This window comes from Rhabdaerophilum sp. SD176 (genome assembly GCF_030143245.1).
In the GTDB taxonomy this organism is placed as follows: Bacteria; Pseudomonadota; Alphaproteobacteria; order Rhizobiales; family Beijerinckiaceae; genus Rhabdaerophilum.
On the sequence record NZ_JARJNS010000005.1, the window covers coordinates 1 to 24,886 of the forward strand.

The following is a 24,886-nucleotide window of genomic DNA, read 5'->3' on the forward strand; positions in this document are numbered from 1 at the left end:
TGAAGGCGATGCTGGATCGGGGCCACTCGGCGTTAAGAAAATCGCCGAAGAACTCAATCGTCGCGGCTTTAGATCCCGATCAGGCAATGTTTTTGGAACCGGCACCATCCATGAAATCCTGATCCGTGAAGCCTATACGGGCTCTCGGCCCTGGAATGTCCGGCGCAAGGATGGGTCATTCAACCCGGATGACCAGCTGATCCATGTTGCAATCCCGGCCATCATTGATCGGGAGACGTACGATCGTGTGCAGGAACTCCTGCAATGCCGCGAACCCACCCGGCGCGGGCCGCGCCTTGACAGCGCGCCGAGCCTGTTCGGTGGCATCATCCGGTGTGGTTTGTGCGACGGGGCCATGTCGCCCACGACCGGCACATCGCGGCGGGGGACGCTCTATACCTATTACAAATGCTCTGCTTCGACGAAAAAGGGAAAGTTTGTCTGCGAGGGCATCACCATTTCCCGCCCCAAGGCAGAAGCGCTTGTGACCGAAGCTCTTGCCGAAAGGCTGCTTAAGCCAGACCGGGTGCTTTCCATCCTCGAAGCCATCGCGGCCAAGCGTCAATCCCGGCAGGCCTCGGTCAATCAGCGCATTGCCGACCTTCAGATCGAGGCTGCTACTGCGGAGAAGGCCTTGCAGAACTTCTACAAGGGGATCGCCGCAGGCGCCATTGACCCCACTGAACCAACCTTGGCCGCAATGCTAAACAACCTGAAGCAGAAGCGCGATTCGGCCAATGCCGCGCGAGACAGGGCGCTTGCGACCTCTTCAACGCCGGTCACCTTCGATGCAGCTGTCGTGGCCGAATTCACCACCGAATTGCGAAAAAGGGTTTCGGAAGGCGACACCGCCGCCCGCAAGCTCTGGATCACCTCGATCGTCGACAAAATCGAGGTTTCAGTCGATAAAATCCGGGTAATCGGCCGAAACGACAACTTCGAAAGGGGCCTGAAAAACAAAACCTCAAACCATGCCCCGGTTCGCAGTTCTGTTCAGGAATGGTGCCGCAAGAGGGAATCGAACCCCCGACCCCATCATTACGAATGACGTGCTCTACCAACTGAGCTATTGCGGCAACGTGGCTGCACATAGCCCTAGTCGGGCACCCTTGCAACCCCGCAGATGCAGGCGGGTTGAAAACCCTCAGTTTCCGAACAGCCGGAAACCCTGCCGCCGGGGCGGTTCACCAGGCTCGGGGCCCGGATCGTCGGGGACAATGGGACGGAAAGGTTGCGGTTCGGCCTCGGCGGGCGCGGTGGCACTTTCCTCCGGGGCCGGCCCTGGCTTGTCCTGCCCGGCGACAACCGGCTCGGCCACGGTCGATGATGGAGGCTCCGGCGCCACAGCCGGCAGGATCTCGACCGGAACGATGGCGGGGGCATCCGCCTGCTGCTCGAAGCGGTCCGCATCGATGCGCGCGCGGACATGCGTCTCGAGCGCCTGAGGTGGCTCGCGCCATTCCCAGCCGCCAATGCGCCCGGAAAGCGGTGCCACGGGTGCCCAATCATCGGAAACAACGCCATCCGCCACCCAGGCAGGATCGCGGGGTGCCCGGGAAGCCCGGGCCAGCCAGGAGCGCACGAGCCCCTGATTGCCGGATTCGACCTCTTCAAGTTCGGCCATGAGCAGGCAGGCCCGGACCGAGGGCTTTTCCAGCACCAGCCGGTCAAGAGCCTCGCGGGCCGCTGCATATTCCCGCGCATCGAGCGCCGCCCGTGCGACGGCGAAACGCGACTCGCGGGCATGCGGCATGAGTTTGGCCAGGGTACGGGCGCGCTTGAGGCGGTCCAGGGCCGAATCGCCCTGCCGCACGCCGAGATAGGCTTCGGCGAGGTCGGGATGCGGTGCTTCTTTCCAGGCCGCCTCGAGGATGCGCGTCGCCTTGGCATAATCGCCCCGGGCGGCGAGCCGTCGTGCGGCAACCGTAGCCGAAGGGACGAGGCCAGGCGTCATGCGGAGGGATTCCAGCGCCAGCGACAGGGCATCGTCCGGGTTGCTCTCCTGCGCCTGCAGGGCCGCGGCCGCCAGCAGGACGGCGCGCCGGCGACGGCCCTCCTCACGATCGACAAGCCGACGGGAAATCGCCTGGTCGACAAGCGCGATCGCGCCCCGCCAGTCTCCGGCAGCAGCCCGGAATCCGAGCATCGCGTCATTGGCCCAGGGCGAATCCGGCGCACGCCGCAGGGCCTCGTCTGCATAGCCAAGGGCAGCAGCGCTGTCGTTGCGGCGCTCGGCTTCGATGAACAGGCCGCGCAACCCGAGGGATTGCGTATCGGCACGCTCCGCCATGGCGCGGAATGCATCTTCGGCGCTCTTGCGGTCTCCGGAAAGCTGCGCCGCCTGGGCCGAGAGCAGCAGAGCGAGGGGCTCCTGGCCAAGCAGCCGGCGCGATTCCTGCGCATGGCGCAAAGCCAGCCGGGAATCACCGGATCCGACGGCAATCAGGCCCCGTGCAATGGCCTGCTGGCCCTTGGCCTGCCGCCGCACGCGATTGGCCAGGCCGATCAGGCTCGGCAGCCGGAAGATGAGCCGCAGAACAGTCCAAAGAACCATCAGCAGGGCGGTCAGGGCCAGGAGGGCGACAAGCCCCGTGACGAGGGTAACCCGGTATTCGGTATCGCCGAACTGCAGCAGGACATGGCCTTCCGTATCGGCCAGCGTGCTGAACCCGAAGGCCAGACCGGCAAGGAGGACCAGGAAAACAAGGAACTTGATCATGGCCAGCCCCTACTTCGCTGCCTGCACGGTCTGCGCGAGGAAGGTCAGCGCCTCCCGGCGGAGCTGGGCGAGGGCTTCCCGCCCCTTGACCTGCCGTTCGAGTGAGGCCCGCCATTCGGCGAGAGCAGGCGCCATGGCTGGAGAAAGCCGGCTCGTCGCTGCAAGGGCGCCGGCAAGGTCACCGCGCAGGACCGCCTGTTCGGCCCGGCGGATGGCGGACTGGTCATCGACGCCGGTGACATTGCCGGTCTTTCGGATATCGACGAAGGACATGGCGGATTGCCGCATGCGCTCCGTCCAGGAAACCGGCTTGCCCTCCTCCGGCGATGGCGGTTTCGGCAAGGCCGCCTTCAGGGCGGCTACCAGCGCCGCCGGTGCGTCCGGCCCGCGCTCGGCGAAAGGCTGGAGCGACGCGAGCGGCGCCGTATCGGGCAGCAATCCCTTGAGAAGGTCCAGCGCCGGGGCGAGTGGCTGCGCCCCCGCAAAAGCCTCTTCGGCGAGCGTCACCGCCGCCAGCCGCGCATTGGCACCGGAAAGGGCATCCCGGGCGCCGAGACCGCCGATCCGGCCGGAAAGGTTCTGGAGATCCCGCGTGACGGTTTCGAGCCTCGGCTGCAGCGCATCAACTCGGGCCGAGAGCTGGCTCACGCCCTGCGGAAGGGTCCGGACACCCTGCTCGAGGTTCCCGAGACGATCCGTCAGCGCTTCGATCGCGGGGGAGGGCCCTGCCGGCTGGGACGCGATCGCTGCCGGCCGGCTTTCCAGCGCCTGCCGAAGCGACGCGATCTCGGCTTTCAGCGCCGCTTCCCGTTTCGGAAGCTCGGCAAGGAGCGAATCGAGTTGCTGGATTTTCTGGGCAACGGCCGGCGGCACGGCCTCGGCAGGCCGGATCGCACGAGCCTGTTGCTCCAGTTGGGCCACCCGACCGACCAGCGCGGCATCGGTGGCGGGCTGCGCACCGGACAGGTGCGGAAGGAACTGCGATGCCGCGGCACCACCAACCAGTCCGGCGACGAGACCTGCAAGGACAGGCATGAGCCGCGAAGGCTGGGTTGCCGGCTGCGGCCCCGGTTCGGGCGATGCCGTGGCCGGCGCCTCGACGCCGGATGGTGCTTCCATCAGCGGCAGATCAACGGCGGGATTCGGGCCAGAGGAGGCAGCAGTTTCGGCTGCTGGCTCGTCCGGCTTGACCTCGTTCACGGCCTCGGCGGGAAGATCCAGCACCGGCGGGGCTTTCTGGCGGCCCTTTCCGGCTTTCGCTGTCGTGCCGCTGGTGGTTTCCCCGTCCGGTCTGTCGGTCATTGCAAGGCTTCCCGATCCTGTTTCCGCCCACCCGTGCATCCTTCACACCGGGGATGGACGGAACGATGACGAACCTTGTTCCATGAACCGAAAAGTGCCGGCAAGGTCAATTGTAAAGACGGATAGACGCATGGTCAGCCCAGCGGCGGGCCGAGCAGATCCAGCAGGGCGTCCTGCGTGGGGCAGCGCGCGACGAGAAGGGCCGAACGGGAAAGCCCGGCCTCGACCAGCGGGCGGGCCGCATCGGCGGACAGCGCGAGATGCCGGGGGGAAAGGGCCGGGAGTGGCAGCCCTGCAACAGCGAGCGCCTTGATGAAGGTCGTGGCGCTTTCGGCCGAAAAATGGAGGACCGCGTCAAGGCTGCCCGCCGTGAATTCCTCGAGAATTCCCGCCGGCAGGCTGGCATCCTCGATCATGCGATAGATTTCGACCACGCGGACAGCCTGGCCTGCCGCCTCAAGCATCGCCTCGAAATCCGGCTTTCGGGGTGAACCGGCTAGGAACACCACGGGCTCGGCGCTCACACCGCCAGCCAGCAGCAGGGACGCCGCAGAGCGGGCATCGCCACCGGCTGCCGAGACCTTCGGGAACCCCGCATTCCGCGCGGCCTGGGCGGTGGCCTCGCCGACAGCAATGACCGGGACCGCCAGCCAGCCCGGCGGAACGGCAATGTCCCGGAGCGCGTTGGCGCTCGTCACGACAATCCTGGCGGGCGCGTCGCCATCCAGCCGCTCGACAAGCCGCTCGACCCGCCGCAACGGCGCGATCACCGGCACATGGCCCTGTTCACGCAAGCGGCGTGCCGTGTCCTCGGCCTGGTCTGCCGCGCGGGTGACCAGCACGCGCGCCATGATCAGGCCAGAGCCAGACCCTGGGGCTGGCGACCTTTCAGGATATGGCCGAGGCGCTCGCCGAGTTGGGCAGCCTCGGCCAGAGGCGCCTCTTCCATCACGGATTGCGCGGAAATCCCGTCCGGAGAAAGCACGATGCCCCGGAAGATCACCCGCCCGCCATCCACCGTGGCATTGCCGCCGATCGGCGTCCGGCAGGAGCCGTCCAGCACCGTCAGGAAAGCCCGTTCTGCAGCCAGTTCGATGCCCGTCTGGCCATGGATGATCGCATCGACGACGCGGCGCACACGAGCATCGCCAACCCGTGTCACCAACGCCACGGCGCCTTGTCCCACGGCCGGGATGAATTCCGTCCGCTCGAGCACCTCGGTCACGGCGCCATCGAGGCCGAGACGTTTGAGCCCGGCCATGGCGAGGATCACCGCATCGAACTCTCCCGTCCTCGCCTTTTCCAACCGCGTGCCCACATTGCCGCGCAGGGCCTCGACGCGCAGGTCGGGGCGCATCCGCCGGATCAGGGCCTGCCGGCGCAGCGAGACGGTGCCGACACGCGCCCCGTGCGGCAGCTTCGCCAGGGTGCCGTGGCGCGGCGCGATCACGGCATCACGGCAATCCTCGCGCGGCAGACAACCGGCAATCTCGAGGCCATCCGGCAGCAGCGTCGGCAGGTCCTTGGCCGAATGGACGGCGATATCGACCCGCCCCTCGAGCTGGGCCATGTCGATTTCCTTCGTGAACAGGCCCTTCCCGCCGATCTCCGACAGCGGGCGGTCCTGGGTCTGGTCCCCCGTGGTCGAGATGATCTCGGTGAGGATCGCGTCCCCGGCGAGACCGGCCACCTCCATCAGGGCCTCCCGCGTCATGCGCGCCTGCGCAAGCGCCAGCGGCGAGCCGCGCGTGCCGATGATGAAGGGGCGGTCGAGATCACTCATGAGACAGGGTCCACGCGGTCAAAGGATGGCCAGCAAAGGCCAGCGGCGCGCCGGTGTCAATTGAATGGAACACCTGAATGCCGGAAGGGCGTCCGAATCCGTCGCCCAATCCTTTTGCAATCCCTCGCCGGCCATCGTAGAGACGAAATCCCGTGATCTCTGTCCGGATCCGGCATCGGACCCGCAACAGGACCTGCATCTGCGCATGATTCGCGTTCTCGGCATCGAAACCACCTGCGACGAGACCTCTGCTGCCGTGGTCGAGTGCGCGCGCGATGGCACGCGGAAGATCCTGTCGAACCGGATCCGCTCGCAGATCGTCGAACACCGGCCCTATGGCGGCGTCGTGCCCGAAATCGCGGCCAGGGCACATGTGGAAATTCTCGATCGCCTGATCCGCGAGGCCATGGAGGAAGCGGGCATCGGCTTTTCCGCCCTGGATGGCATCGCCGCTGCGGCCGGACCCGGGCTGATCGGCGGCGTGCTGGTCGGGCTGACGACCGGCAAGGCCATCGCCCTTGGCCTCGGCAAGCCGCTGCTGGCGATCAACCATCTCGAGGCCCATGCGCTGACGCCCCGCCTGACCGATGATCTCAACTTTCCCTACCTGCTGCTCCTTGCATCCGGCGGGCATACCCAGCTCGTGGCCGTGCGCGAGGTGGGGGACTATGTCCGTATCGGCACCACGATCGACGATGCGATCGGCGAGGCCTTCGACAAGGTCGCGAAGATGCTCAGCCTCGGCTTTCCCGGTGGCCCCGCCGTCGAGCAGGCCGCGCGGGAGGGCGATCCCGAGCGTTTCCAGCTGCCGCGGCCGCTTTTCGGCAAGCCCGAGCCCGATTTCTCGCTTTCCGGGCTGAAGACTGCCGTCCGCCTCGCCGCGGAAGCCATCCAGCCTTTGCGCGACCGGGACGTGGCTGATCTCTGCGCTTCCTTCCAGGCAGCTGTGGTCGATTGCGTGATCGACCGCACGCGGATCGGGATCCGGCATTTCCGCAAGGAAATCGGCCAGCCCTCGGCCCTTGTCATCGCCGGCGGCGTCGGAGCCAACCGCGCCATCCGCCACGCCCTGCAGCGCTCGGCCACCGAGGCCGGGCTGCGGCTCGTCATCCCACCGCCCGCGCTCTGCACGGATAACGGCGCGATGATCGCCTGGGCCGGGATCGAACGGCTGCAGCGCGGCCTGATTGACGATCTGGACGCCGCCGCCCGCCCCCGCTGGCCGCTGGACGAGAGCCGCGCGAAGCCGGGAGCCCGCGCGTGAAGGGCAACAGGGTTTCGGTTATCGGCGCCGGTGCCTTCGGAACGGCACTCGCCTTGGCCTTCCGGCAAGCCGGCCGCGAGGTTACGCTCTGGGGACGCGACGCCGAAGCGATGGCCGCGCTCGATGCGGGGCGCGATCTCGGCGCCCTTTTCCCCGGCGCCAGCCTGCCGACAGGGATCCGGGCTACGGCCGACCTTTCCGAGGCTGTTCTTGCAGGCATTCTCGTTATGGCTGTGCCGACTCAGGCACTCCGGCAGGTCAGCGAGGCCGTGGCACTCGTCCTGCCGCAGGGCCGTGCGGTGATCTCCGCCGCCAAGGGCATGGAACAGCGAACCGGCGCCTTTGCGACTGAAATCCTCGCGGAAACGCTCGGTGCACACCGTTTCGGCATCCTCTCCGGCCCGTCTTTCGCCGCCGACATCGCGCGGGGCCTGCCGACTGCGATCGCGCTGGCCATGGCCGATGCGACCGATGCCGAGGCTCTGGCCCGCTTCCTGTCCTCACCGGGCCTGCGCCTCTATCACACCACGGATATCCGGGGCGTAGAGATCGGCGGCGCGGCGAAGAACGTGCTGGCCATCGCTGCCGGGATCGTCGCCGGCCTTGGCCTCGGCGACAGCGCCCGGGCGGCCATGATCACCCGCGGCTTTGCCGAATTGCAGCGCTTCGCCCGGGCCTACGGCGCAAGGCCGGAAACGCTGATGGGCCTGTCTGGCCTCGGCGATCTGGTCCTGACCGCCTCCTCGCCGCAATCGCGGAACTACGCGCTCGGCCTCGCGCTGGGCCAGGGCCGCACCCCGCGCGAGGCGATCGGAAGTGGCAAGCTTGCCGAGGGTGCCTTCACCGCCGCGATTCTCGCCGAATCCGCAAAGGCGCGCGGGCTCGAGATGCCGATCGTCGACGCCGTCACGGCCATCCTCGAGGAGAGACTTTCCGTCGGCGATGCCGTGCGCCATCTGATGGCGCGTCCGCTGAGAGGAGAATGACGTGCGGCGGTTGGCACTCGTTATCGTTGTACTTTTTTCGAGCTTCGTCGCATTCGACCTGAGTAAAATTTCACGCAATGCACCTCCTCTTGTTGATAGATCCGAGCGGGCAGATTTGATAATTATCAGAAAATCTGAACGTAGCCTGAAATTAATCAGAAAAAATACAGAAATACGTAGCTATACTGTATCACTTGGAAGGAATCCCTCGGGTCATAAACAACAAGAGGGCGATAAAAAGACACCAGAAGGCAGGTACTTCATCGATTTTCGTAACCAACGGAGCGCTTATCATCTAGCGCTAAGGATTTCGTATCCCAATGCTGTCGATTCCGCCGTCGCAGCCGCCCGCCATGTTCCACCGGGATCGGACATCATGATTCATGGCATTCGGAATGGCCTAGGCTTCCTTGGCGGGCTTCACCGGTTGCTGGATTGGACGAATGGTTGCGTTGCGGTCACCAATACCGAGATTGAAGATTTATGGAAGTTTGTCGATATCGGTACTCCCGTCGAGATTCGACCCTGAGGAGGAAAGACGTTGGCCCACTGGCTGGTGAAATCCGAACCGTTCAAATGGTCCTGGGACCAGCAGGTGGCTGCCGGGGCCGCGGGCACGCATTGGGACGGGGTGCGCAACCATCTCGCCAAGCTCAACATGATGAAGATGAAGCTGGGCGAGGAAGTGTTCTTCTACCATTCCAATGAGGGGCTGGAGATCGTCGGCATCGTCAAGGTGATCCGCGAGGCCTATCCCGATCCCACCGCCGCGCCGGGCGAACCCTGGGTCTGGGTGGATTTCGCTGCCGTGAGGCCCCTGCCCCGCCCGGTCTCGCTGAAAGAGGTCAAGGCGACCCCCTCGCTGGCAAAGATGAGCCTGATCACCTGCATGCGCCTCTCGGTCCAGCCTGTAACGGACGAGGAATGGCGGATCATCGGCGAGATGGCGGGTCTCTGAGACGGCTCTACAACCTTTCGCTTTGGTCCAATTGCGGAGACGCGGCAATCTTCCGCCTTTCCGCATGATCGGGTAAGAACAGGACCAAGCAAGAATAACCCCTGCAATTCGGTGTTTGCTGGGCGCCTTTCGGTTTGGGAGAGTCAAATGTCCGAGAAGATTTACGACGTTCCGTCGAGCTGGCAGTCGCGCGCGTTCTTCAATGACGCCGCCTACCGGGCCAAATACGAAGCCTCCGCGCGGGATCCTGACGGTTTCTGGCGCGAGGAGGGCAAGCGCCTCGACTGGATGAAGCCGTACAGCAAGGTCAAGAACGTCTCCTATGCCCCGGGCAATGTCTCGATCAAATGGTTCGAGGATGGCGAACTCAATGTCTCGGTCAATTGCATCGACCGTCATCTCGCCAAGCGCGCCGATCAGGTCGCCATCATCTGGGAAGGCGATGATCCGGCCGATTCCCGGCTGATCACCTATGCCGAACTGCATCGCGAAACCTGCCGGATGGCGAATGTCTTCAAGGCCCATGGCGTCAAGAAAGGCGATCGCGTCACCATCTACCTGCCGATGATCCCCGAAGCGGCCTATGCCATGCTGGCCTGCACCCGCATCGGCGCCGTGCACTCGATCGTGTTCGGCGGCTTCTCGCCGGACGCGCTGGCGGGCCGGATCGAGGATTGCGATTCCAAGGTCGTGATCACCGCCGACGAGGGCCTGCGCGGCGGCAAGGCCGTTCCGCTGAAGAAGAATGTCGATGTTGCCGCCAACAAGGTGCATCCGGCGCTCGAGAAGGTCATCGTGGTGAAGCGCACCGGCGGCCATGTCCACATGGAGGAAGGTCGGGACGTCTGGTACCACGAGGAAGCCGCCAAGGTCGCAGATACCTGCGAGCCGGTGGCGATGAATGCGGAAGATCCGCTCTTCATCCTCTACACCTCGGGCTCGACCGGCAAGCCGAAGGGCGTTCTGCACACCACCGGCGGCTATCTCGTCTATGCGTCGATGACGCATCAATACGTCTTCGACTACCATGACGGCGACATCTACTGGTGCACGGCCGATGTGGGCTGGGTAACCGGGCATTCCTACATCGTCTACGGGCCGCTTTCGAACGGCGCGACGACCCTGATGTTCGAGGGCGTGCCGAACTACCCGACCGTGTCGCGGTTCTGGGAAGTCATCGACAAGCACAAGGTCAACATCTTCTACACCGCCCCGACCGCGATCCGCTCGCTGATGGGCGCCGGCGAGGAAGCCGTGAAGAAGACCTCGCGCCAGAGCCTGCGCCTGCTGGGCTCGGTCGGCGAGCCGATCAACCCCGAAGCCTGGGAATGGTACTACCATGTCGTCGGTGATGGCCGTTGCCCGATCGTCGACACCTGGTGGCAGACGGAAACCGGCGGCATCCTGATCACGCCGCTCCCGGGCGCCACGAAGCTGAAGCCCGGCTCGGCCACGCGGCCGTTCTTCGGCGTGAAGCCGGAGATCGTGGATGCCGAGGGCAAGGTGCTCGAGGGCGCCTGCGAGGGCAATCTCTGCATCGCCGACAGCTGGCCCGGCCAGATGCGGACGGTCTACGGCGACCACAAGCGCTTTATGGAGACGTATTTCTCCACCTATCCGAACAAGTACTTCACCGGCGATGGCTGCCGCCGCGACGCCGACGGCTATTACTGGATCACAGGCCGCGTCGATGACGTGATCAACGTGTCCGGCCATCGGATGGGCACGGCGGAAGTGGAAAGCGCGCTGGTGGCGCACGAATCTGTCTCGGAAGCCGCAGTGGTCGGCTATCCGCACGACATCAAGGGCCAGGGCATTTACGCCTATGTGACCCTGATGAACGGCATCCAGCCGAGCGAGGATCTCCGCAAGGCGCTGGTCGTCACCGTCCGCAACGAGATCGGTCCGATTGCCACGCCGGACAAGATCCAGTTCGCCCCCGGCCTGCCCAAAACCCGCTCGGGCAAGATCTTGCGCCGCATCCTGCGCAAGATCGCCGAAGACGATTTCGGCGCGCTCGGCGACACATCGACCCTCGCCGATCCGAGCGTCGTCGACGACCTGATCGCCAACCGGCAGAACAAGCGCGGCTGAGCGCCCGCGCTGGACAAGTTGGGAGGGCGCCTGCGGGCGCCCTTTGCATTTAAGGCTTCGTTAGCCTAAATCTATGGTTTTCAAACCGTTTCAGGATTTCGGCAAGCATTTCCACCCCTTCATTCGCAAAGACGAATGGAGGTTCTCATGCTGTCGCGCCGCGAACTTGTCCGCCTCGGAGGAAGCCTGGCCGCCGGCTCTGTGGCCGGCGTTGCGTTGCCGAACACCGCATCCGCCAGCACGGCCGCCCTCGTCGCCTTCCCGCAAGGCTATGAACCGGGAGCCGTTGTGGTCTCGACGCGCCAGCGCCAGCTCTATTTCGTGCAGGGTGACGGCACGGCGATCCGCTATCGCGTTGCAGTCGGCAAGCCCGGCAAGCAATGGTTCGGCACAAGGGTGATCGACGGCAAGCATGTCCGCCCCGCCTGGTCTCCGCCGGCGGAAGTGCGCCGGGACCGGCCGGGCCTGCCGGATGTGATTCCGGGCGGCGCGCCGAACAATCCGATGGGGGCTGCGGCGCTGACCATCGCGCCCGGCGAATATGCCATCCACGGCACCTCTGCCTCGATGCGCGCCTCGATCGGTTCCTATGCGTCCTATGGCTGCATCCGCATGCTCGACGAGGACATCCTCGACCTGATGCCGCGCGTGCGGGTAGGCGCGCGGATCCATGTCGTTCCCTGAAGGCGGGGCTCGCCTCAAAAATCGCTGGCAATACCCTTCACTTCCCAATCCTCGTAGCGAACGGGGTCCTTGCCGCCGCGCCCCTTGATCTCGGGGGTCCGGGTCAATTCAGCCTCGCGCGCCTCGAGCGCAGCACGCCGTTCGGCGGCTTCGGCCAGCGCGCGCTGCGCCGCCGGGCTGAGCACCTTGACGGGGGGTTGGTTTTGGTTTTCCTCGGTCATCATCACCACCTTGCCTCGACATAGCGCCGTGCCGGCCCGATGGCCAGAGGGCAGAGACCGCTCATGCGCATGACCTCCCGCGATCTGATCGATCGCATCCTGTTTTCCGATGCCGATTGTCTGGTCCTCGACAAGCCCTCGGGGCTCGCGGTCCATCGCGGGCCGAAAGGCGGCCAGACGCTGGATGACTTCCTGCCCGACCTGCAGCTGGACGGTCCGATTCTGCCGCAACTGGCCCACCGGCTCGACCGGGAGACAACCGGTTGTCTCGTGCTGGGGCGCAACCCCGCTGCCCTCCGGCAGCTCGGCCAGGCCTTCGCGCAGGGGCGCGTCCGCAAGACCTATCTCGCCCTCGCCTGCGGCATGCCGGCCGAGACCGCCGGGGTGATCGAGCTGCCGCTCGCCCGGCGCTCGCATGACCGGCGCTCCTGGTGGATGAAGGTCGATCCGGCCGGCCAGCCTTCCGAGACGCGCTGGCGCCGGCTTGCCACGCGGGACGGTCTGTCCTGGCTGGCCCTGCAGCCTGTGACGGGCCGCACGCATCAGCTTCGCGTCCATTGTGCCGCCATGGGCTGGCCGCTGGCCGGCGACAGGGTCTATGGCGGAGACCGCGCGATGGCGGCCAGTCCGACCCTGCTCCTGCATGCCTGGCGCATCCGGTTGCCGAGGCCGCGTCAGGAGCCGCTGGAGGTGATCGCACCCCTCCCCGCGGCCATGGCGACCTTCCTCGCCGCCCTCGGCTTCGATCAATCGGCACTGGAAACCCTGCCCGATATCCTGTAGCCCGGGCGCCTTGCCGAAAGGACCGACGTGGCACCCCAGGATCGAAAGCCCGCCATCGATGGCCCCCGCAACCGCGAGCGCCATCCCGGACTCGCCGTCCGGCTCTGGGCCGCCGGCGCGGTGCGGCGAACCGTGCGCGAACGGCGATCACTGGATGAGGCGCTGCAGCTTTCCGCCCCGAAGGCGGCCCTCGGCGACGCGGATCGCAGCCTCGTGCGGGCCATTGCCATGGTCACCTTCCGGCGGTTCGGCACGATCCGGCGCGTGCTGGCCGAGAGGCTGAGCCAGGGCGAATGGCCCGATGCCGGGCTTCTGCGCGAAGCGGTCCAGACAGCCACGGCCCAGATCCTCTTCCTCGATATCCCCGATCACGCGGCCGTCGATGTCGCCATCGAACTCTGCAAGCAGGACCCGCAGGCCCGGCATTTCGCCAAGCTGGCCAATGCCGTGCTGCGGCGGGTTGCAGCCGAGAAGGAAAATATTCTCGCCCGTCCGATCGAAGGCGAGGACAGCCCGGCCTGGTTGCTGGAACGCTGGCGCCAGGCCTATGGCCCGCCGGCAGCCCTGGCCATTGCTGCCCAGCATGCGCAGCCACCAAGCATCGACCTGACCCTGTTCGCACCGGAAGCGGCCAAGGCGCTGGATGGCATGGTCGAGCCGCTCCAGACCGGTTCCTGGCGGCTCCGGTCAGACCGGGCGGTGACCAGTCTTCCCGGCTTTGCGGACGGTCATTTCCAGGTGCAGGATGCTGCGAGCGCCATGCCGGCCCGACTGTTCGGCGACCTCCGGGGCAAGCGCGTCCTCGATCTCTGCGCCGCACCCGGCGGGAAAACGGCACAGCTGATCCATGCCGGCGCCATCGTGACCGCTGTGGAGCGCAGCGCACAGCGCGCGGAACGGCTGCGGGAAAACCTCGATCGGCTGAAAATGCAGGCGGATCTGCGTGTCATGGACGCAATGGCCGTTGCCGACGGGCCCTATGACGCCGTCCTCCTCGATGCGCCCTGCTCGGCCACCGGTACCATCCGCCGGCACCCCGAAATCGCCTGGACGAAGACCCTGGCGGATATCCTCGCCCTCGCCACCCAGCAGACACGGCTTCTGGCCCATGCGGCAAGCCTGGTGCGCCCGGGCGGCCTGCTCGTCTACGCAACCTGCTCACTGGAGCCCGAAGAAGGCGAGCTCCAGATTGCGCGTTTCCTGGGCAGCCATGAACAATTTCGTGCCATTCCTGTCGACGGTCAGGAATTTGGTCTTGCCTCGGAAGCAATTAACCCTGATGGTTTCCTGAGGCTGCTGCCGTCGGCGATGACAGGCATTGGCGGAGTTGATGGGTTTTTTGCCGCAAGGCTGCGTCGTTTGGCATGATGCGTGAACAGGTTCCTGCCGAGTCTGACGAGCCCAGCCTGACGGATCCGCCGGAAAGCCATGCGGGCTCGCGGAAATCCGCTCGTACGATTACCCTGCAGCAGCGTCGCCTGGCCTGGCGCCTTGCCTTGGCGCGCAGCTGGTTCGGGCGACGCCGGTTCCATGCCACGCGCTTCCTGTTCGTCCCCCCTCATCTCCATTTGGCCGATCCCAGCATCGCGGGGGATTTCCTGTCCGGGCAGATCGTCCTCGGCGGCCGGACGTTGCTGACGGGCGGGCGCTCGCCCTTCGATCTCCCGCCTCCCTGCCGGTCCTTCTCGATCGGCCTGCACGGATTCGAGTGGCTGCGTCATTTCGATGCCAGCGGCGATCCGGAGATCCGGAAGGGCGCGCGGCAACTTGCCCGCCGGTGGATGGCGAAGCGGCAGCAAGCGGCATGGCCTGCCGCCGAGGATCCCGAGGCTGTGCCGCGCCGGCTCATCGCCTGGATCACCCATTCCGCCCTGATGACCGACCAGGCGGATTTCAGCGAATACCAGGTGCTCCTGCACCATCTCCAGCGGGATGCCGCCATGGCGCGCGTCCTCGCGACTCAACCGCAGATCGGGATGCTGGCCCTCGAGGCGGCCATTGCCTTGTTGTTCCATGCCCTCGCGCTTGACCGGCCGGCCTCGGCCCTGCGACAGGCCGAATCGTTGTTTCAGGACAATCTGGAGCGGAGCCTCGCCCGCGATGGCGGGCCGCTTGATCGCAACCCCGCCACGGCTGTACGGTTGGCGGCGAACCTCATTCCGCTGCTGGCGCTCTATCGGGCACGCCATTCCGGCCCGCCCGAAATGCTCGGTCCGAACCTGCTGAGGCTCATCAGCTTCATCCGGATGATGCAGCAGCCCGATGGCGGCCTCGCGCTGTTCAACGGCGGCGGCCTTGCCCTGCGCGATCTGGTTTCACAGGTAACGCGCTTCGGATCCGGGCGGGTGGCGCGGCTGGATTCAGCGACAGAGAGCGGCTTCGAGCGGCTCGAGGACGAGAACGGTATCGTCATCGCCGATACCGGGCGGCAACCACCGCCGGGCTTCGACGAGAACGCGACCGCGAGCGCCCTTGCCTTCGAGTTCTCGACCAAGGCGGACAAGCTGATCGTCAATTGTGGCATCCCTGCCTGGGCCGAAGGCGATGTGGCGCGGTCCTTCCGGGTCGGCGCGGCGCATTCGACGCTCCTGATCGATGACCAGTCCTTCGTCAGCCTCGCGCCCCAGACCTCGCTCCTGGAAGGCCGCGCCTACGGGCTGACCTCGGCCGGCGAGGCCGGGCCGGTCGAGCGGGTGGTGACGCCGGGCATGCAATATCTCGTGCTGCGCCATGACGGGCTGGCGGAAAGCCTCGGCTATCGGGTCGAGCGGCACCTCACGCTTCTGGGCGGCGGTGGGCTACAGGGCCTCGACCGGATCATCCAGACTGATGGCCGCGGCCAGAACCGGCGGATCACGCTGGCCTTCCACCTCCACCCGCGCATCCTGCCCGTCATGCTGTCACGCCAGGATGGTGTCATGCTGAGGCTGCCCCATCAGCAGCCGGGACGGGATCTCTGGCTTTTCGAGGCGCCCGGCCTGCCGCTGCATCTCGAGGAGAGCCGCTGCTACGATCAGGAAATCCTGAATCCAAGGACCGAGGCCATCATCCTCGACGTCCCGATTTCCGGCTCCCTCGATATCCACTGGCGGCTCGTGCCCTATCAAGGTTGAGGCGACAAAGCCTTGCCGGCACAGTTTTTCGGCAATCGGCATGGTGCGGTGCAAACGCATGTGCTATCGCGCGCGGACCATTGTCCGGAGCCGTTCCCCATGCCCAACAAGACCCGCCCCGTCCAGCGCGCCCTGCTTTCGGTGTTCGACAAGTCCGGACTTGTCGAACTCGCCCGGGCGCTGAAGGCGCGTGACGTCACGCTGATCTCCACGGGCGGCTCGCGCGCCGCGCTGCTGGCTGCGGGGATCGATGTCCTCGACATTTCCGAGGTGACGGGCTTCCCGGAAATGATGGATGGCCGGGTGAAGACGCTACATCCCAAGGTCCATGGCGGGCTGCTCGCCATGCGCGGCAATCCGGAACATGAGGCAGCCCTGCTGGCGCATGGCATTGCCCCGATCGACCTTCTGGTCGGCAATCTCTATCCTTTCCGCGAAACCCTCGCGCGCGGGGCCGATTTCGAAACCATCATCGAGAATATCGATATCGGCGGTCCGGCCATGATCCGCTCTTCGGCCAAGAACCATGACGGCGTCTGTGTCGTGGTTGACCCGAAGGATTACGGGGCACTTCTGGCGGAACTCGATACCTATGGCGGGGAAACGCGCGGCAGCTTCCGCCGGGCCCTTGCCGCCAAGGCCTTCGCCCATACCGCCGCCTATGACCGGGCGATCGCCGAATGGTTCGCTGGCGAGACGCGCGACGGGCCGCAGCTTGCGCGCGAGGTCGATGCGACCGCAACCGAGCTGCGCTATGGCGAGAACCCGCATCAGAAGGCCTGGCTCGTGCTCAAGCCGCAGCAGGCGCGGCCCGGTGTCGCTACCGCGCGGCAGGTGCAGGGCAAGGCCCTGTCCTACAACAACCTCAACGATGCCGATGCAGCCTTCGAATGCGTCGCCGAATTCAACCCGGCCCGCACAGCCGCCGTTGCCATCATCAAGCATGCCAATCCCTGTGGCGTCGCCGAGGGCGGCACGCTGGAGGAGGCCTACCGGCGCGCGCTCGCCTGTGATCCGGTTTCGGCCTTCGGCGGGATTGTCGCCACCAACCGCGCCCTCGATGCCGAATCGGCCCGCGCCATTACCGAGATCTTCACGGAAGTGATCATCGCGCCCGAAGCGAGCGAGGAAGCCATCGCCATCGTCGCCGCCAAGAAGAACCTGCGGCTGCTGCTCACGAAAGGCCTGCCCGATCCGCGCGCCGACGACATCGTCCTGCGCTCGATCGCCGGTGGCCGCCTTGTCCAGACTCGGGACAATGCCGTGGTCGACGATATGGAGTTGCGGGTTGTCACAAACCGCCAGCCGACCGAGGCCGAGCTTTCGGACCTTCGCTTCGCCTATCGCGTGGTCAAGCATGTGAAGTCGAACGCCATCGTCTATGCCAAAGGCGGGGTCACGGTCGGCATTGGCGCCGGCCAGATGAGCCGGGTGGATTCAGCGCGGATCGCAGCGTGGAAGGCCGGCGAGGCCGCCCGGGCTCTCGGCAGCGATACGCCGCTCACCATCGGCTCGGTCGCGGCCTCGGATGCGTTCTTCCCGTTCGCTGACGGGCTGGAGGCGCTGGTCGCTGCGGGTGCGACGGCTGTCATCCAGCCGGGCGGTTCGATGCGCGACAACGAGGTGATCGAGGCGGCCAACAAGGCCGAGCTCGCGATGGTCTTCACGGGAACCCGGCATTTCCGGCATTAAGCCCGCCATCCGGCACCGGCTGGCAAAGGCTGTTCCAGACAGAAAAGGGCGCACGAAGGCGCCCTTTTCCGTTTCAGGCCGCGGCCGCTGCGGTCATTCCCGGACGAGATCGCCCAGCAAGCCGCCGAGCACAGTGAGCTTGGCCTGATTGAGCGGGCCGGTCACCAGTCCCTGGATCGTCGCAAGCGTGCGCTCGAGCAGCTCGCCCTTGGCACTCGCCCACAGGGCAACGCCCTTTTCGCCGGGGCCATGCTTGGCAATGGCCTCGACGGCGATCTTGCGCGACGCCTCCTCGATGGCCGACAGGGCGCGGTCAAGCGCCAGCCGCTCGTAAGGGTCGGTCGTCTGGACGGCCTGCGCGCCGCTGCGCATCCCGGTCAGATCCAGCCGGTCAGCCAGAGCGAAAATCGTCCGGGCTGCCGAGACCACATCCACGCCCGTCCGCTCCGCGATCAGCGTGGCATCAAGCGCCGCAGCGGAAACCGGAATATCGACAATCCGGCCCGCAAGTGCAGCCGGCACGCCATCGGCAGAGAGCGCAGCGAGAGCCTGTTCGCGATGCGCCTTGGCCGCGTCGGAAAGCAGCGAATCGCGCTTCTTCTCGACCTCGACGACACCCTTGCGGAAGCGCGTCACCAGCACAGAAAGACCGGGCGTGAAGTCGACATTGCGCAGGAACCACAGCATGCGCTCGGTGGCATGCTGCTGGGCAGCGGCATAAAGGCCCAGCTGCACCGCACCACCGATCTTCGTGTCGAGCGCATCAATGGCGAGGTTCATCTCGAGGATGCCGAACACATCCCGCGCCAAGGCATAGGCCCGCGCGATATCCGGCACCGGCCGGCCTGTCCGCGCAGCGAGCCGGGTCACGATGGCGGGCCCGCCCCGGTTGACGACGGCGTTGGAAAGCTGCGTGGCCACGATCTCCCGGCGCAGGCGATGGCTTTCGATCGAATCGGGGAAGCGCTCCTGCACCTCCTTGGGGAAGTAACGGCGCGCTTCCTCGACGAGATAGGAATCATCCGGAACATTCGAGGCCAGGAGCTGGTCGTAAAGCGCCAGCTTCGCATAGGCGAGCAGCACCGCCAGTTCCGGCCGGGTCAGCCCCTCGTTCCGGGCGGAGCGCGCGTCGATCTCGGCATCGCCGGGCAGGAACTCGACCTTCCGGTCGAGCCGGCCCTCGGCTTCGAGGGCCCGCATCAGGTCGATCAGTTCGGCATTCGCCGCCGCTCCGAGCCTCTGCGTCAGCGACAGGGCAAGGGATTGCAGGTAGTTGTTCCGCAGCACCAGCCGCGCCACCTCGTCGGTCATCGAGGCGAGCAGCACATTGCGTGCCTCGCGGTCAAGCCGGCCATCCGCTTCAGGCTTCGAGAGCGCGATCTTCAGGTTGACCTCGACGTCGGAGGAATTCACGCCGGCCGAATTGTCGATCGCATCGGTATTGATCTGCACGCCGCGGCGTGCCGCCTCGATTCGGCCGAGCTGGGTCATGCCGAGATTCGCGCCTTCGCCAATAACCCGCGCCCCGAGTTCCGCTGCCGTGATCCGGATCGCGTCATTGGCGCGGTCGCCGGCATCGGCATCGCTCTCTGTGCTGGCACGGATATAGGTGCCGATTCCGCCGAACCAGAGCAGATCGACCCGCGCCTTCAGGATGGCCGTCATCACCGCTTGAGGTGTCGCGTCGACACCCTCGAGGCCGAGCAGGGTCCGGATTTCCGGAGAGAGCGGGATCTTCTTGAGCGAACGGGAGAAGACCCCGCCACCTTTCGAGATCAGCTTCGGATCATAATCCTGCCAGCTCGAACGCGGCTTCTCGAAGAGCCGCTGCCGTTCCGCAAAACCCTTCGCGGCATCCGGATCGGGATCGATGAAGATGTCGCGATGGTCGAAGGCCGCAACGAGACGGATCTGCGGCGAGAGCAGCATCCCGTTGCCGAACACGTCGCCGGACATGTCGCCGACGCCGGCCACGGTAAAGGGCATCGTCTGGATATCGATGTCGATCTCGCGGAAATGGCGCTTCACCGCCTCCCAGGCGCCGCGCGCGGTGATGCCCATCTTCTTGTGGTCATACCCGGCCGAACCGCCCGAGGCGAAGGCATCCGAGAGCCAGTGCCCGCGTGCCTCCGAAATGGCATTGGCGGTATCCGAGAACGTGGCCGTGCCCTTATCCGCCGCCACGACGAGATAGGGATCGTCGCCGTCATAGCGGATCGTGCGCGCCGGCGGGACGATCGTATCGCCCAGGATCGTATCCGTCAGGTCGAGCAGGGCAGAAACGAAGGTCTTGTAGGAGGACGTGCCCTCGGCAAACCAGGCATCGCGGTCGGAAGCCGGTGGCAGGTTTTTCGGCACGAAGCCGCCCTTTGCCCCGACCGGCACAATGACAGCATTCTTGACCTGCTGCGCCTTGACCAGGCCAAGAATCTCGGTGCGGAAATCCATCGGGCGGTCGGACCAGCGCAACCCGCCGCGCGCAACCTTGCCGAAGCGCAGATGCAGCCCCTCGACCTGCGGCGAGGCCACGAAGATCTCGTAGAGTGGCCTCGGCAGGGGCAGGCTCTCGATCTGGTCACAGGCAAACTTGACGGCGATGGTTGGCCGGCCTTCCTGATAGGCATTCGTCCGCAGGGTTGCCTGGATCAGGTTGAGCATCCGCCGGAAGATGCGGTCATCATCAAGGCTGGTGATCTTGTCCACCTCGGACAGCAGGGCCGATTGCATGGCATCGACCAGACGCGAGCGATCCTCGGGCCGCTCCTTGAGGTCAGGGTCGAAACGCAGCGCGAAAAGGCGGGCAAGGCTCTGCGTCGCAGCGGGATAGCGCGCCAGCGCATCCGCGATGTAGATCTGGCCGTAGGGCACCCCGATCTGGCGGAGATAGCGCGCGTAGGAACGCAGGATATCCGCCTCGCGCGGTGTCAGGCCGACCTCGGTGACCAGCACATTGTACCGGTCGGATTCGAGCGTGCCGGCGAAAATTCCGAAAAGGGTCGCCTCGAGATTGGCTTCGAGCCGCGGCAGGTCGATCGCCCCGCCGCGCGCCCGCTCGAGCGTCATGTCGTGGAGCCAATGCGTGGCGCCGCCTTCCGGCACGACGCGGTAGGTCCGCTCGTTGATGACGGTGAAACCGAGATTCTCGAGGATCGGCACCCGTCGGGACAGCGGAATCGGGCTGCCATGCGAATACACCTTGAGATTCGCGCGGGAATCCGGCTCGCCGCTGCGCCGGAGGAAGTTGAAGGCGAAGGGCAGCGCAGAAGACAGCCGCTCCATCATGCCGATATCGGCGATCGCCTCGCTGGCGGTAAAGGCCTCGCGGTAGGCTGCATTGAACGCCCCGGTCCAGATCCGGCCCCAGGAGCCGGCCTTGCCTTCCGGCGCTTCCCGTGCCAGCGCGTCACGGAAGTCATCCGCCCAGGTCCGGACAATGGCGAGGATCCCGGCTTCAAGCGTCTCGCGGTCGATGACCGGCGTTTTGCCCTCGAACCGGCCGATAATGTAATGCGTCCGGGAGAGCGGCCCTTCGGGATAGGCCGGATAGGCGGCGGAGACGCGCCCCTCGTAGATTCGCGCCAGGAATTCGCCGATCCGGAGCCGGACCTGCGTGTCGTAGCGGTCCTTCGGCACATAGACCATGACGGAGACGAAGCGATCGAAGCGGTCGACGCGGGCCAGTGCCCGGAGGCGTGGCCGCTCCGACAGCGCCAGCACATCAAGCGTGAAGCGGAACAGCGTGTCGAGATCGACCTGGAACAGCTCGTCGCGCGGATAGCTTTCGAGAACGTTGATCAGCGCCTTGCCGGAATGGCCGGCATGGTCGAAGCCGGCGCGCTCGATCACACGGGCGACCTTATGTCGCAGATAGGGAATCGTGCGGGCCGAGCCGGTATAGGCCGTCGAGGTGAACAGCCCGACAACGCGCAGCTCGCCCTCCAGCTCACCACTGGCATTGAGGATCTTCACGCCGACATAATCAAGATAGACGCGGCGATGGATCCGCGATTTCACATTGGCCTTGGCCACGAAAAGCGGCGTCGGCTCCTTGAGGAAGGTCCGGATCTCGGGTGTCATGACCACGAGTTCGCGGCCGCGCCGCAAGACCTTCACATCCGGGTCGCGCAGGATGCCGAGCCCTTCCGTCGGGATCGGGTCGGACGAGATGTCCGGGTCCGAGAAGCGATATTCGCGCACGCCAAGAAGGGTGAAGTTCTCGGCCAGCAGCCAATCCAGGAACTGGACAGCCTCGGCGATCTCGTCTGCCGGCAGCAGGGGCGGCGTCGCCCGGTAACGCGTGGCGATCTCGGCGATCCGGGTCCGCATCGGGATCCAGTCCGTCACGGCAGCGCGGATCTCGGTGAAGATCACCGCAAGGCTTTCGGCCAGCGCCTGCCGCTCGGCAGCATCCAGCGCGATGCCGAGATGGATATGGAGCAGGCTCTCGCGCTGCACGGGGGCGAGTTCGCGGCCGGAGGAGGGTCCGATCAGCCGCGCGAGGTGGCCATCCGGCCTGCGCTCGACCGCGAGGACCGGATGGGCGACGAGGGCGAGCGGATAGCCGCGCTCCGTCAGGTCCGCGAGCGTCGAATCCAGCAGGAACGGCATGTCATCATTGATGACCTCGATCAGCGTGCCGGCGCCGGCCGGGAGGTCGAGCGGCTCGACCCGGATCGCGGCATGGCCGACATTCCGGTGTGCCAGGAAGGCTCTGGTCGACTCGGCAAGGCATTCCCGGACCTCCTGCAACAGGGGGGCGAGATCCTCGGCATCAACCCGCGCGAAAATCAGGGCGGCAAGATCCTTGGACGCAGGCGAGGCGCCGGGCGAAATCGTCGCCGGCTTGGAAGCAGAAGACATGGGAAGGGGCTCCGCTGGGGGCAGGGGAAGGCGCAACGATCCTTGCGGACTTGCAGGTAGACTCTCGGGCGATCATTCTGGTTGTGATGGTGTTGGCCGGAGCGGGACTACGCCCTTCGTCTAATGCGCCCGGCGGCTTTGGGAGGCAAGCGTGCAAGACATGAAAAATACAAAAAAAGTCGACAACCGGCATAGAAATCCGTCGGAAGTCACCGCTTTGGACCTGAAACAGGCCGAACTGAGCCAGCAAATGGCCTCGTATTTCGAAAAATGCATCGAAAAGCTGGGCTTCGTTCCGAACGTCCTGCTGGCTTACGCGCATGCCATGCCGAAGCTGGAATCCTTCGTGTCGTTCTATAACGAGCTGATGCTGGCGCCATCCGGCCTGAGCAAACTCGAGCGCGAGATGATTGCCGTGGCCGTCTCTGCCGAGAACCGGTGCTGGTATTGCCTGGTCGCGCATGGAGCGGCAGTTCGCCAGCTCTCCGGCCGGCCGGAACTGGGCGAGGCGATCGCCTTCAATTACCGGGTGGCGGATATCACTCCGCGGCAGCGGGCCATGCTGGACTTCGCCGTGAAGATGTGTCGGGCCTCGGCCGAAATCGGCGAACCGGACCGGCAGACCTTGCGCGATCACGGCCTGTCCGATGCGGATATCTGGGATCTCGCCGCAACGGCCTCGTTCTATGCCATGTCGAACCGCATGGCCTCGGCCACCGGCATGCAGCCGAACCCCGAATATCACGGGCAGGCGCGGCAGAAGGTCTGAGCAGGGCGGGAGGACGGCTTTCGCCAAAAAGAAAAGGCGGCTCGCGCGGGGGGCTCGAGCCGCCATGCCAGCTTTGGCGCAACCTTTCGGTCGAGGTCGGGAGCAAGGGGGCTGGGGGGCGTAGGGTCCTGCTCGGGACTGCGCTTTGGCATTGATTGCAGTTTTCCCGGTCGTTGGGGCTGCCCCATGGTCGAAATCAGGCCAAAATGTGAAATCCATCACCAGCGCGTGAGCGAAAGCCCGGTGGAGGAGAAGGGTCCTCAGGCAATAAGCCGGCTTGCCAGCCGCGGCGGATTCTTCAAGACTGGGATTCGGGAGTCCGGAATGAACCAGACGGAAATACGCAGGCAAACCAGCGATGCGACGGTCGTGCCCTTCACGCCGCCGCGTGTGCCCGAAACGGTCCGCTTTGACCGGAAGGAGCTTTCAGCCATCCTGATGGTCTACGGGCGAAATGTCGCCACGGGCGAATGGCGCGACTATGCCATCATGTTCGGCCGGGAGCGGGCGGTCTTCGCCATCCTGCGCCGCACAGGCGAGACCCCGCTCTACCGGATCGAGAAGGATCCGAAGCGCGCCGAGAAGCAGGGGGCCTATTCCGTGATCGCCCAGGGCGGCCGCATCCTGAAGCGTGGCCATGATCTTGAACGTGTCCTGCGCGTCCTCGAAAAGCCCGCCCGCCTCGTAGGCGAATAGGCATAAAAAAAGCCCCGGTTTCCCGGGGCTTCCGCAATCCTCCGAAGGACTGGCTTATTCTTCGTTCCGCACGCCCATGAGCTGCATGAGCATCTGGAACATGTTGATGAAGTTCAGGTACAGCGTCAGCGCGCCCATGAGCGACCACTTCTGCATGAGCGTCTCGTCACCGGCGACGACGTCATACTCTTCCTTCAGCCGCTGCGTATCCCAGGCGGTGAGGCCGGCGAAGACCAGAACGCCGATCACGTTGATGGCGAACTGGAGCGCGGACGACTTCATGAAGATGTTGACGAGGCCGGCGATGATCAGCCCGAAAAGGCCCATCAGCATGAACTTGCCCATGCCGGAAAGGTCTTTCTTCGTCGTATAGCCGAACAGCGACAGGGCGCCGAACGAGGCCGCGGTGATGAAGAACACCTGGCCGATCGAGCCGAGCTTGTAGATCACGAAGATCGACGAAAGCGACAGGCCCATGACGGCCGCGAAGCCGTAGAACGTGCCCAGCAGCGCGGTGTAGCTCATGCGCTCCCAGCGGAAGGAGAGCAGGAACACGAAGGCGAGCGGCGCCAGCATGATCACCCACTTGAGCGGGCTCGCCCAGATGGCGGCACCGAACGGCGTCAGCAGTTGGCCGAACGCGCGGCCCGCCGCGCCGGCCGGATTGGTGGTGGTGCCGAGCATGAACGCGCCGATCGCGACGAGGCCCGAAATGGCCAGCGCAATCGACATGTGATTGTAGATGCCAAGCATGTAGGAGCGCAGGCCCTGATCATATTGGGCAGCGCTCATGGAACGGCCCATGCCCGTGGCATAAGGGGCATAAGCGTTGCGATCGTAATCGGCCATCGAACCCTCTTGAGTGCAGACCGGCACACCGGCCGGAGACAAACGGTACCTCGCGACATGCGAAGCTGCACTAATATGGCAAGCTTCCCGCAATTTCTCAAGGGGTTTCATGT

At 65.5% G+C, this 24,886-nt stretch carries 20 protein-coding genes and 1 tRNA gene; 13 read left to right on the forward strand and 8 right to left on the reverse strand.

Going from position 1 to position 24,886, the window contains the following annotated elements; all coding sequences use genetic code 11:
• Nucleotides 1-40 precede the first annotated feature (40 nt).
• The gene (locus tag P0652_RS18795) at nt 41-1,048 is read left to right on the forward strand and encodes a recombinase family protein (RefSeq protein WP_502947529.1); all 1,008 of its coding nucleotides are present in this window, start codon (nt 41-43) and stop codon (nt 1,046-1,048) included.
• On the opposite strand, the gene P0652_RS12230 is transcribed toward P0652_RS18795, so the two are convergent.
• From P0652_RS12230 to hemC, 5 genes are all read right to left on the reverse strand, one after another.
• Nucleotides 1,001-1,076: transfer RNA gene (locus tag P0652_RS12230), tRNA-Thr, on the reverse strand. The two genes, P0652_RS18795 and P0652_RS12230, sit on opposite strands and share 48 nt — an antisense overlap.
• Nucleotides 1,077-1,144: 68 nt before the next feature.
• Complete coding sequence (locus tag P0652_RS12235; RefSeq protein ID WP_284179114.1) at nt 1,145-2,719, reverse strand: heme biosynthesis protein HemY; 1,575 nt, start codon at nt 2,717-2,719, stop codon at nt 1,145-1,147.
• Between the two features lie 9 nt (nt 2,720-2,728).
• On the reverse strand, nt 2,729-4,021 hold the full coding sequence (locus tag P0652_RS12240) for a hypothetical protein (protein WP_284179115.1): 1,293 nt from the start codon (nt 4,019-4,021) through the stop codon (nt 2,729-2,731).
• Between the two features lie 134 nt (nt 4,022-4,155).
• Nucleotides 4,156-4,872: a uroporphyrinogen-III synthase gene (locus tag P0652_RS12245; protein WP_284179116.1), complete on the reverse strand. Its 717-nt coding sequence runs from the start codon at nt 4,870-4,872 to the stop codon at nt 4,156-4,158.
• Nucleotides 4,873-4,874: 2 nt separating this feature from the next.
• On the reverse strand, nt 4,875-5,804 hold the full coding sequence (gene hemC, locus P0652_RS12250) for a hydroxymethylbilane synthase (RefSeq protein WP_284179117.1): 930 nt from the start codon (nt 5,802-5,804) through the stop codon (nt 4,875-4,877).
• Between the two features lie 208 nt (nt 5,805-6,012).
• Here hemC and tsaD point away from each other — a divergent pair, with 208 nt between their 5' ends.
• The 6 genes from tsaD (at nt 6,013) to P0652_RS12280 (ending at nt 11,790) form a co-directional block, all read left to right on the forward strand.
• A complete protein-coding gene (gene tsaD, locus P0652_RS12255) occupies nt 6,013-7,068 on the forward strand; it encodes a tRNA (adenosine(37)-N6)-threonylcarbamoyltransferase complex transferase subunit TsaD (protein ID WP_284179536.1) in 1,056 nt (351 codons plus the stop codon).
• Complete coding sequence (locus tag P0652_RS12260) at nt 7,065-8,054, forward strand: NAD(P)H-dependent glycerol-3-phosphate dehydrogenase (RefSeq protein WP_284179118.1); 990 nt, start codon at nt 7,065-7,067, stop codon at nt 8,052-8,054. The genes tsaD and P0652_RS12260 overlap by 4 nt, the downstream gene beginning before the upstream one ends.
• A 1-nt stretch (nt 8,055) precedes the next feature.
• Nucleotides 8,056-8,583, forward strand: coding sequence for a L,D-transpeptidase family protein (locus P0652_RS12265; protein ID WP_284179119.1), 528 nt, complete (start codon nt 8,056-8,058; stop codon nt 8,581-8,583).
• A 12-nt stretch (nt 8,584-8,595) separates the two neighbouring features.
• Nucleotides 8,596-9,012, forward strand: a complete 417-nt coding sequence (locus tag P0652_RS12270) for an EVE domain-containing protein (protein ID WP_284179120.1) — start codon at nt 8,596-8,598, stop codon at nt 9,010-9,012.
• Between the two features lie 147 nt (nt 9,013-9,159).
• Nucleotides 9,160-11,106, forward strand: coding sequence for an acetate--CoA ligase (gene acs, locus P0652_RS12275; protein WP_284179121.1), 1,947 nt, complete (start codon nt 9,160-9,162; stop codon nt 11,104-11,106).
• Between the two features lie 147 nt (nt 11,107-11,253).
• On the forward strand, nt 11,254-11,790 hold the full coding sequence (locus P0652_RS12280) for a L,D-transpeptidase (protein ID WP_284179122.1): 537 nt from the start codon (nt 11,254-11,256) through the stop codon (nt 11,788-11,790).
• A 14-nt stretch (nt 11,791-11,804) separates the two neighbouring features.
• Here the strand turns inward: P0652_RS12280 and P0652_RS12285 are convergent, their stop codons facing one another.
• Nucleotides 11,805-12,014, reverse strand: coding sequence for a DUF1674 domain-containing protein (locus P0652_RS12285; protein WP_502947524.1), 210 nt, complete (start codon nt 12,012-12,014; stop codon nt 11,805-11,807).
• Between the two features lie 66 nt (nt 12,015-12,080).
• Between P0652_RS12285 and P0652_RS12290 the strand changes: the two genes are divergently transcribed.
• The 4 genes from P0652_RS12290 (at nt 12,081) to purH (ending at nt 17,599) form a co-directional block, all read left to right on the forward strand.
• Entirely contained in the window at nt 12,081-12,794 is a 714-nt protein-coding gene (locus tag P0652_RS12290) for an RluA family pseudouridine synthase (RefSeq protein ID WP_284179537.1), read from the forward strand.
• Nucleotides 12,795-12,821: 27 nt separating this feature from the next.
• The gene (locus tag P0652_RS12295) at nt 12,822-14,162 is read left to right on the forward strand and encodes an RsmB/NOP family class I SAM-dependent RNA methyltransferase (RefSeq protein WP_284179124.1); all 1,341 of its coding nucleotides are present in this window, start codon (nt 12,822-12,824) and stop codon (nt 14,160-14,162) included.
• Nucleotides 14,159-15,907 carry a heparinase II/III family protein gene (locus P0652_RS12300; RefSeq protein ID WP_284179125.1) on the forward strand — a complete coding sequence of 583 codons (1,749 nt, stop codon included), beginning with the start codon at nt 14,159-14,161 and terminating at the stop codon, nt 15,905-15,907. The genes P0652_RS12295 and P0652_RS12300 overlap by 4 nt, the downstream gene beginning before the upstream one ends.
• A 99-nt stretch (nt 15,908-16,006) precedes the next feature.
• Nucleotides 16,007-17,599 (forward strand): bifunctional phosphoribosylaminoimidazolecarboxamide formyltransferase/IMP cyclohydrolase, encoded by a 1,593-nt coding sequence (purH, locus tag P0652_RS12305; RefSeq protein ID WP_284179126.1) that lies wholly within the window; start codon nt 16,007-16,009, stop codon nt 17,597-17,599.
• A gap of 93 nt (nt 17,600-17,692) precedes the next feature.
• Here the strand turns inward: purH and P0652_RS12310 are convergent, their stop codons facing one another.
• Nucleotides 17,693-22,459, reverse strand: coding sequence for an NAD-glutamate dehydrogenase (locus tag P0652_RS12310; protein WP_284179127.1), 4,767 nt, complete (start codon nt 22,457-22,459; stop codon nt 17,693-17,695).
• Between the two features lie 160 nt (nt 22,460-22,619).
• Between P0652_RS12310 and P0652_RS12315 the strand changes: the two genes are divergently transcribed.
• Together P0652_RS12315 and P0652_RS12320 are read left to right on the forward strand one after the other, a co-directional pair.
• A complete protein-coding gene (locus P0652_RS12315) occupies nt 22,620-23,228 on the forward strand; it encodes a peroxidase-related enzyme (RefSeq protein ID WP_284179128.1) in 609 nt (202 codons plus the stop codon).
• A gap of 324 nt (nt 23,229-23,552) precedes the next feature.
• A complete protein-coding gene (locus P0652_RS12320; protein ID WP_284179129.1) occupies nt 23,553-23,924 on the forward strand; it encodes a DUF2794 domain-containing protein in 372 nt (123 codons plus the stop codon).
• Nucleotides 23,925-23,978: 54 nt separating this feature from the next.
• On the opposite strand, the gene P0652_RS12325 is transcribed toward P0652_RS12320, so the two are convergent.
• On the reverse strand, nt 23,979-24,773 hold the full coding sequence (locus P0652_RS12325) for a Bax inhibitor-1/YccA family protein (RefSeq protein ID WP_284179130.1): 795 nt from the start codon (nt 24,771-24,773) through the stop codon (nt 23,979-23,981).
• Nucleotides 24,774-24,886: the final 113 nt, after the last annotated feature.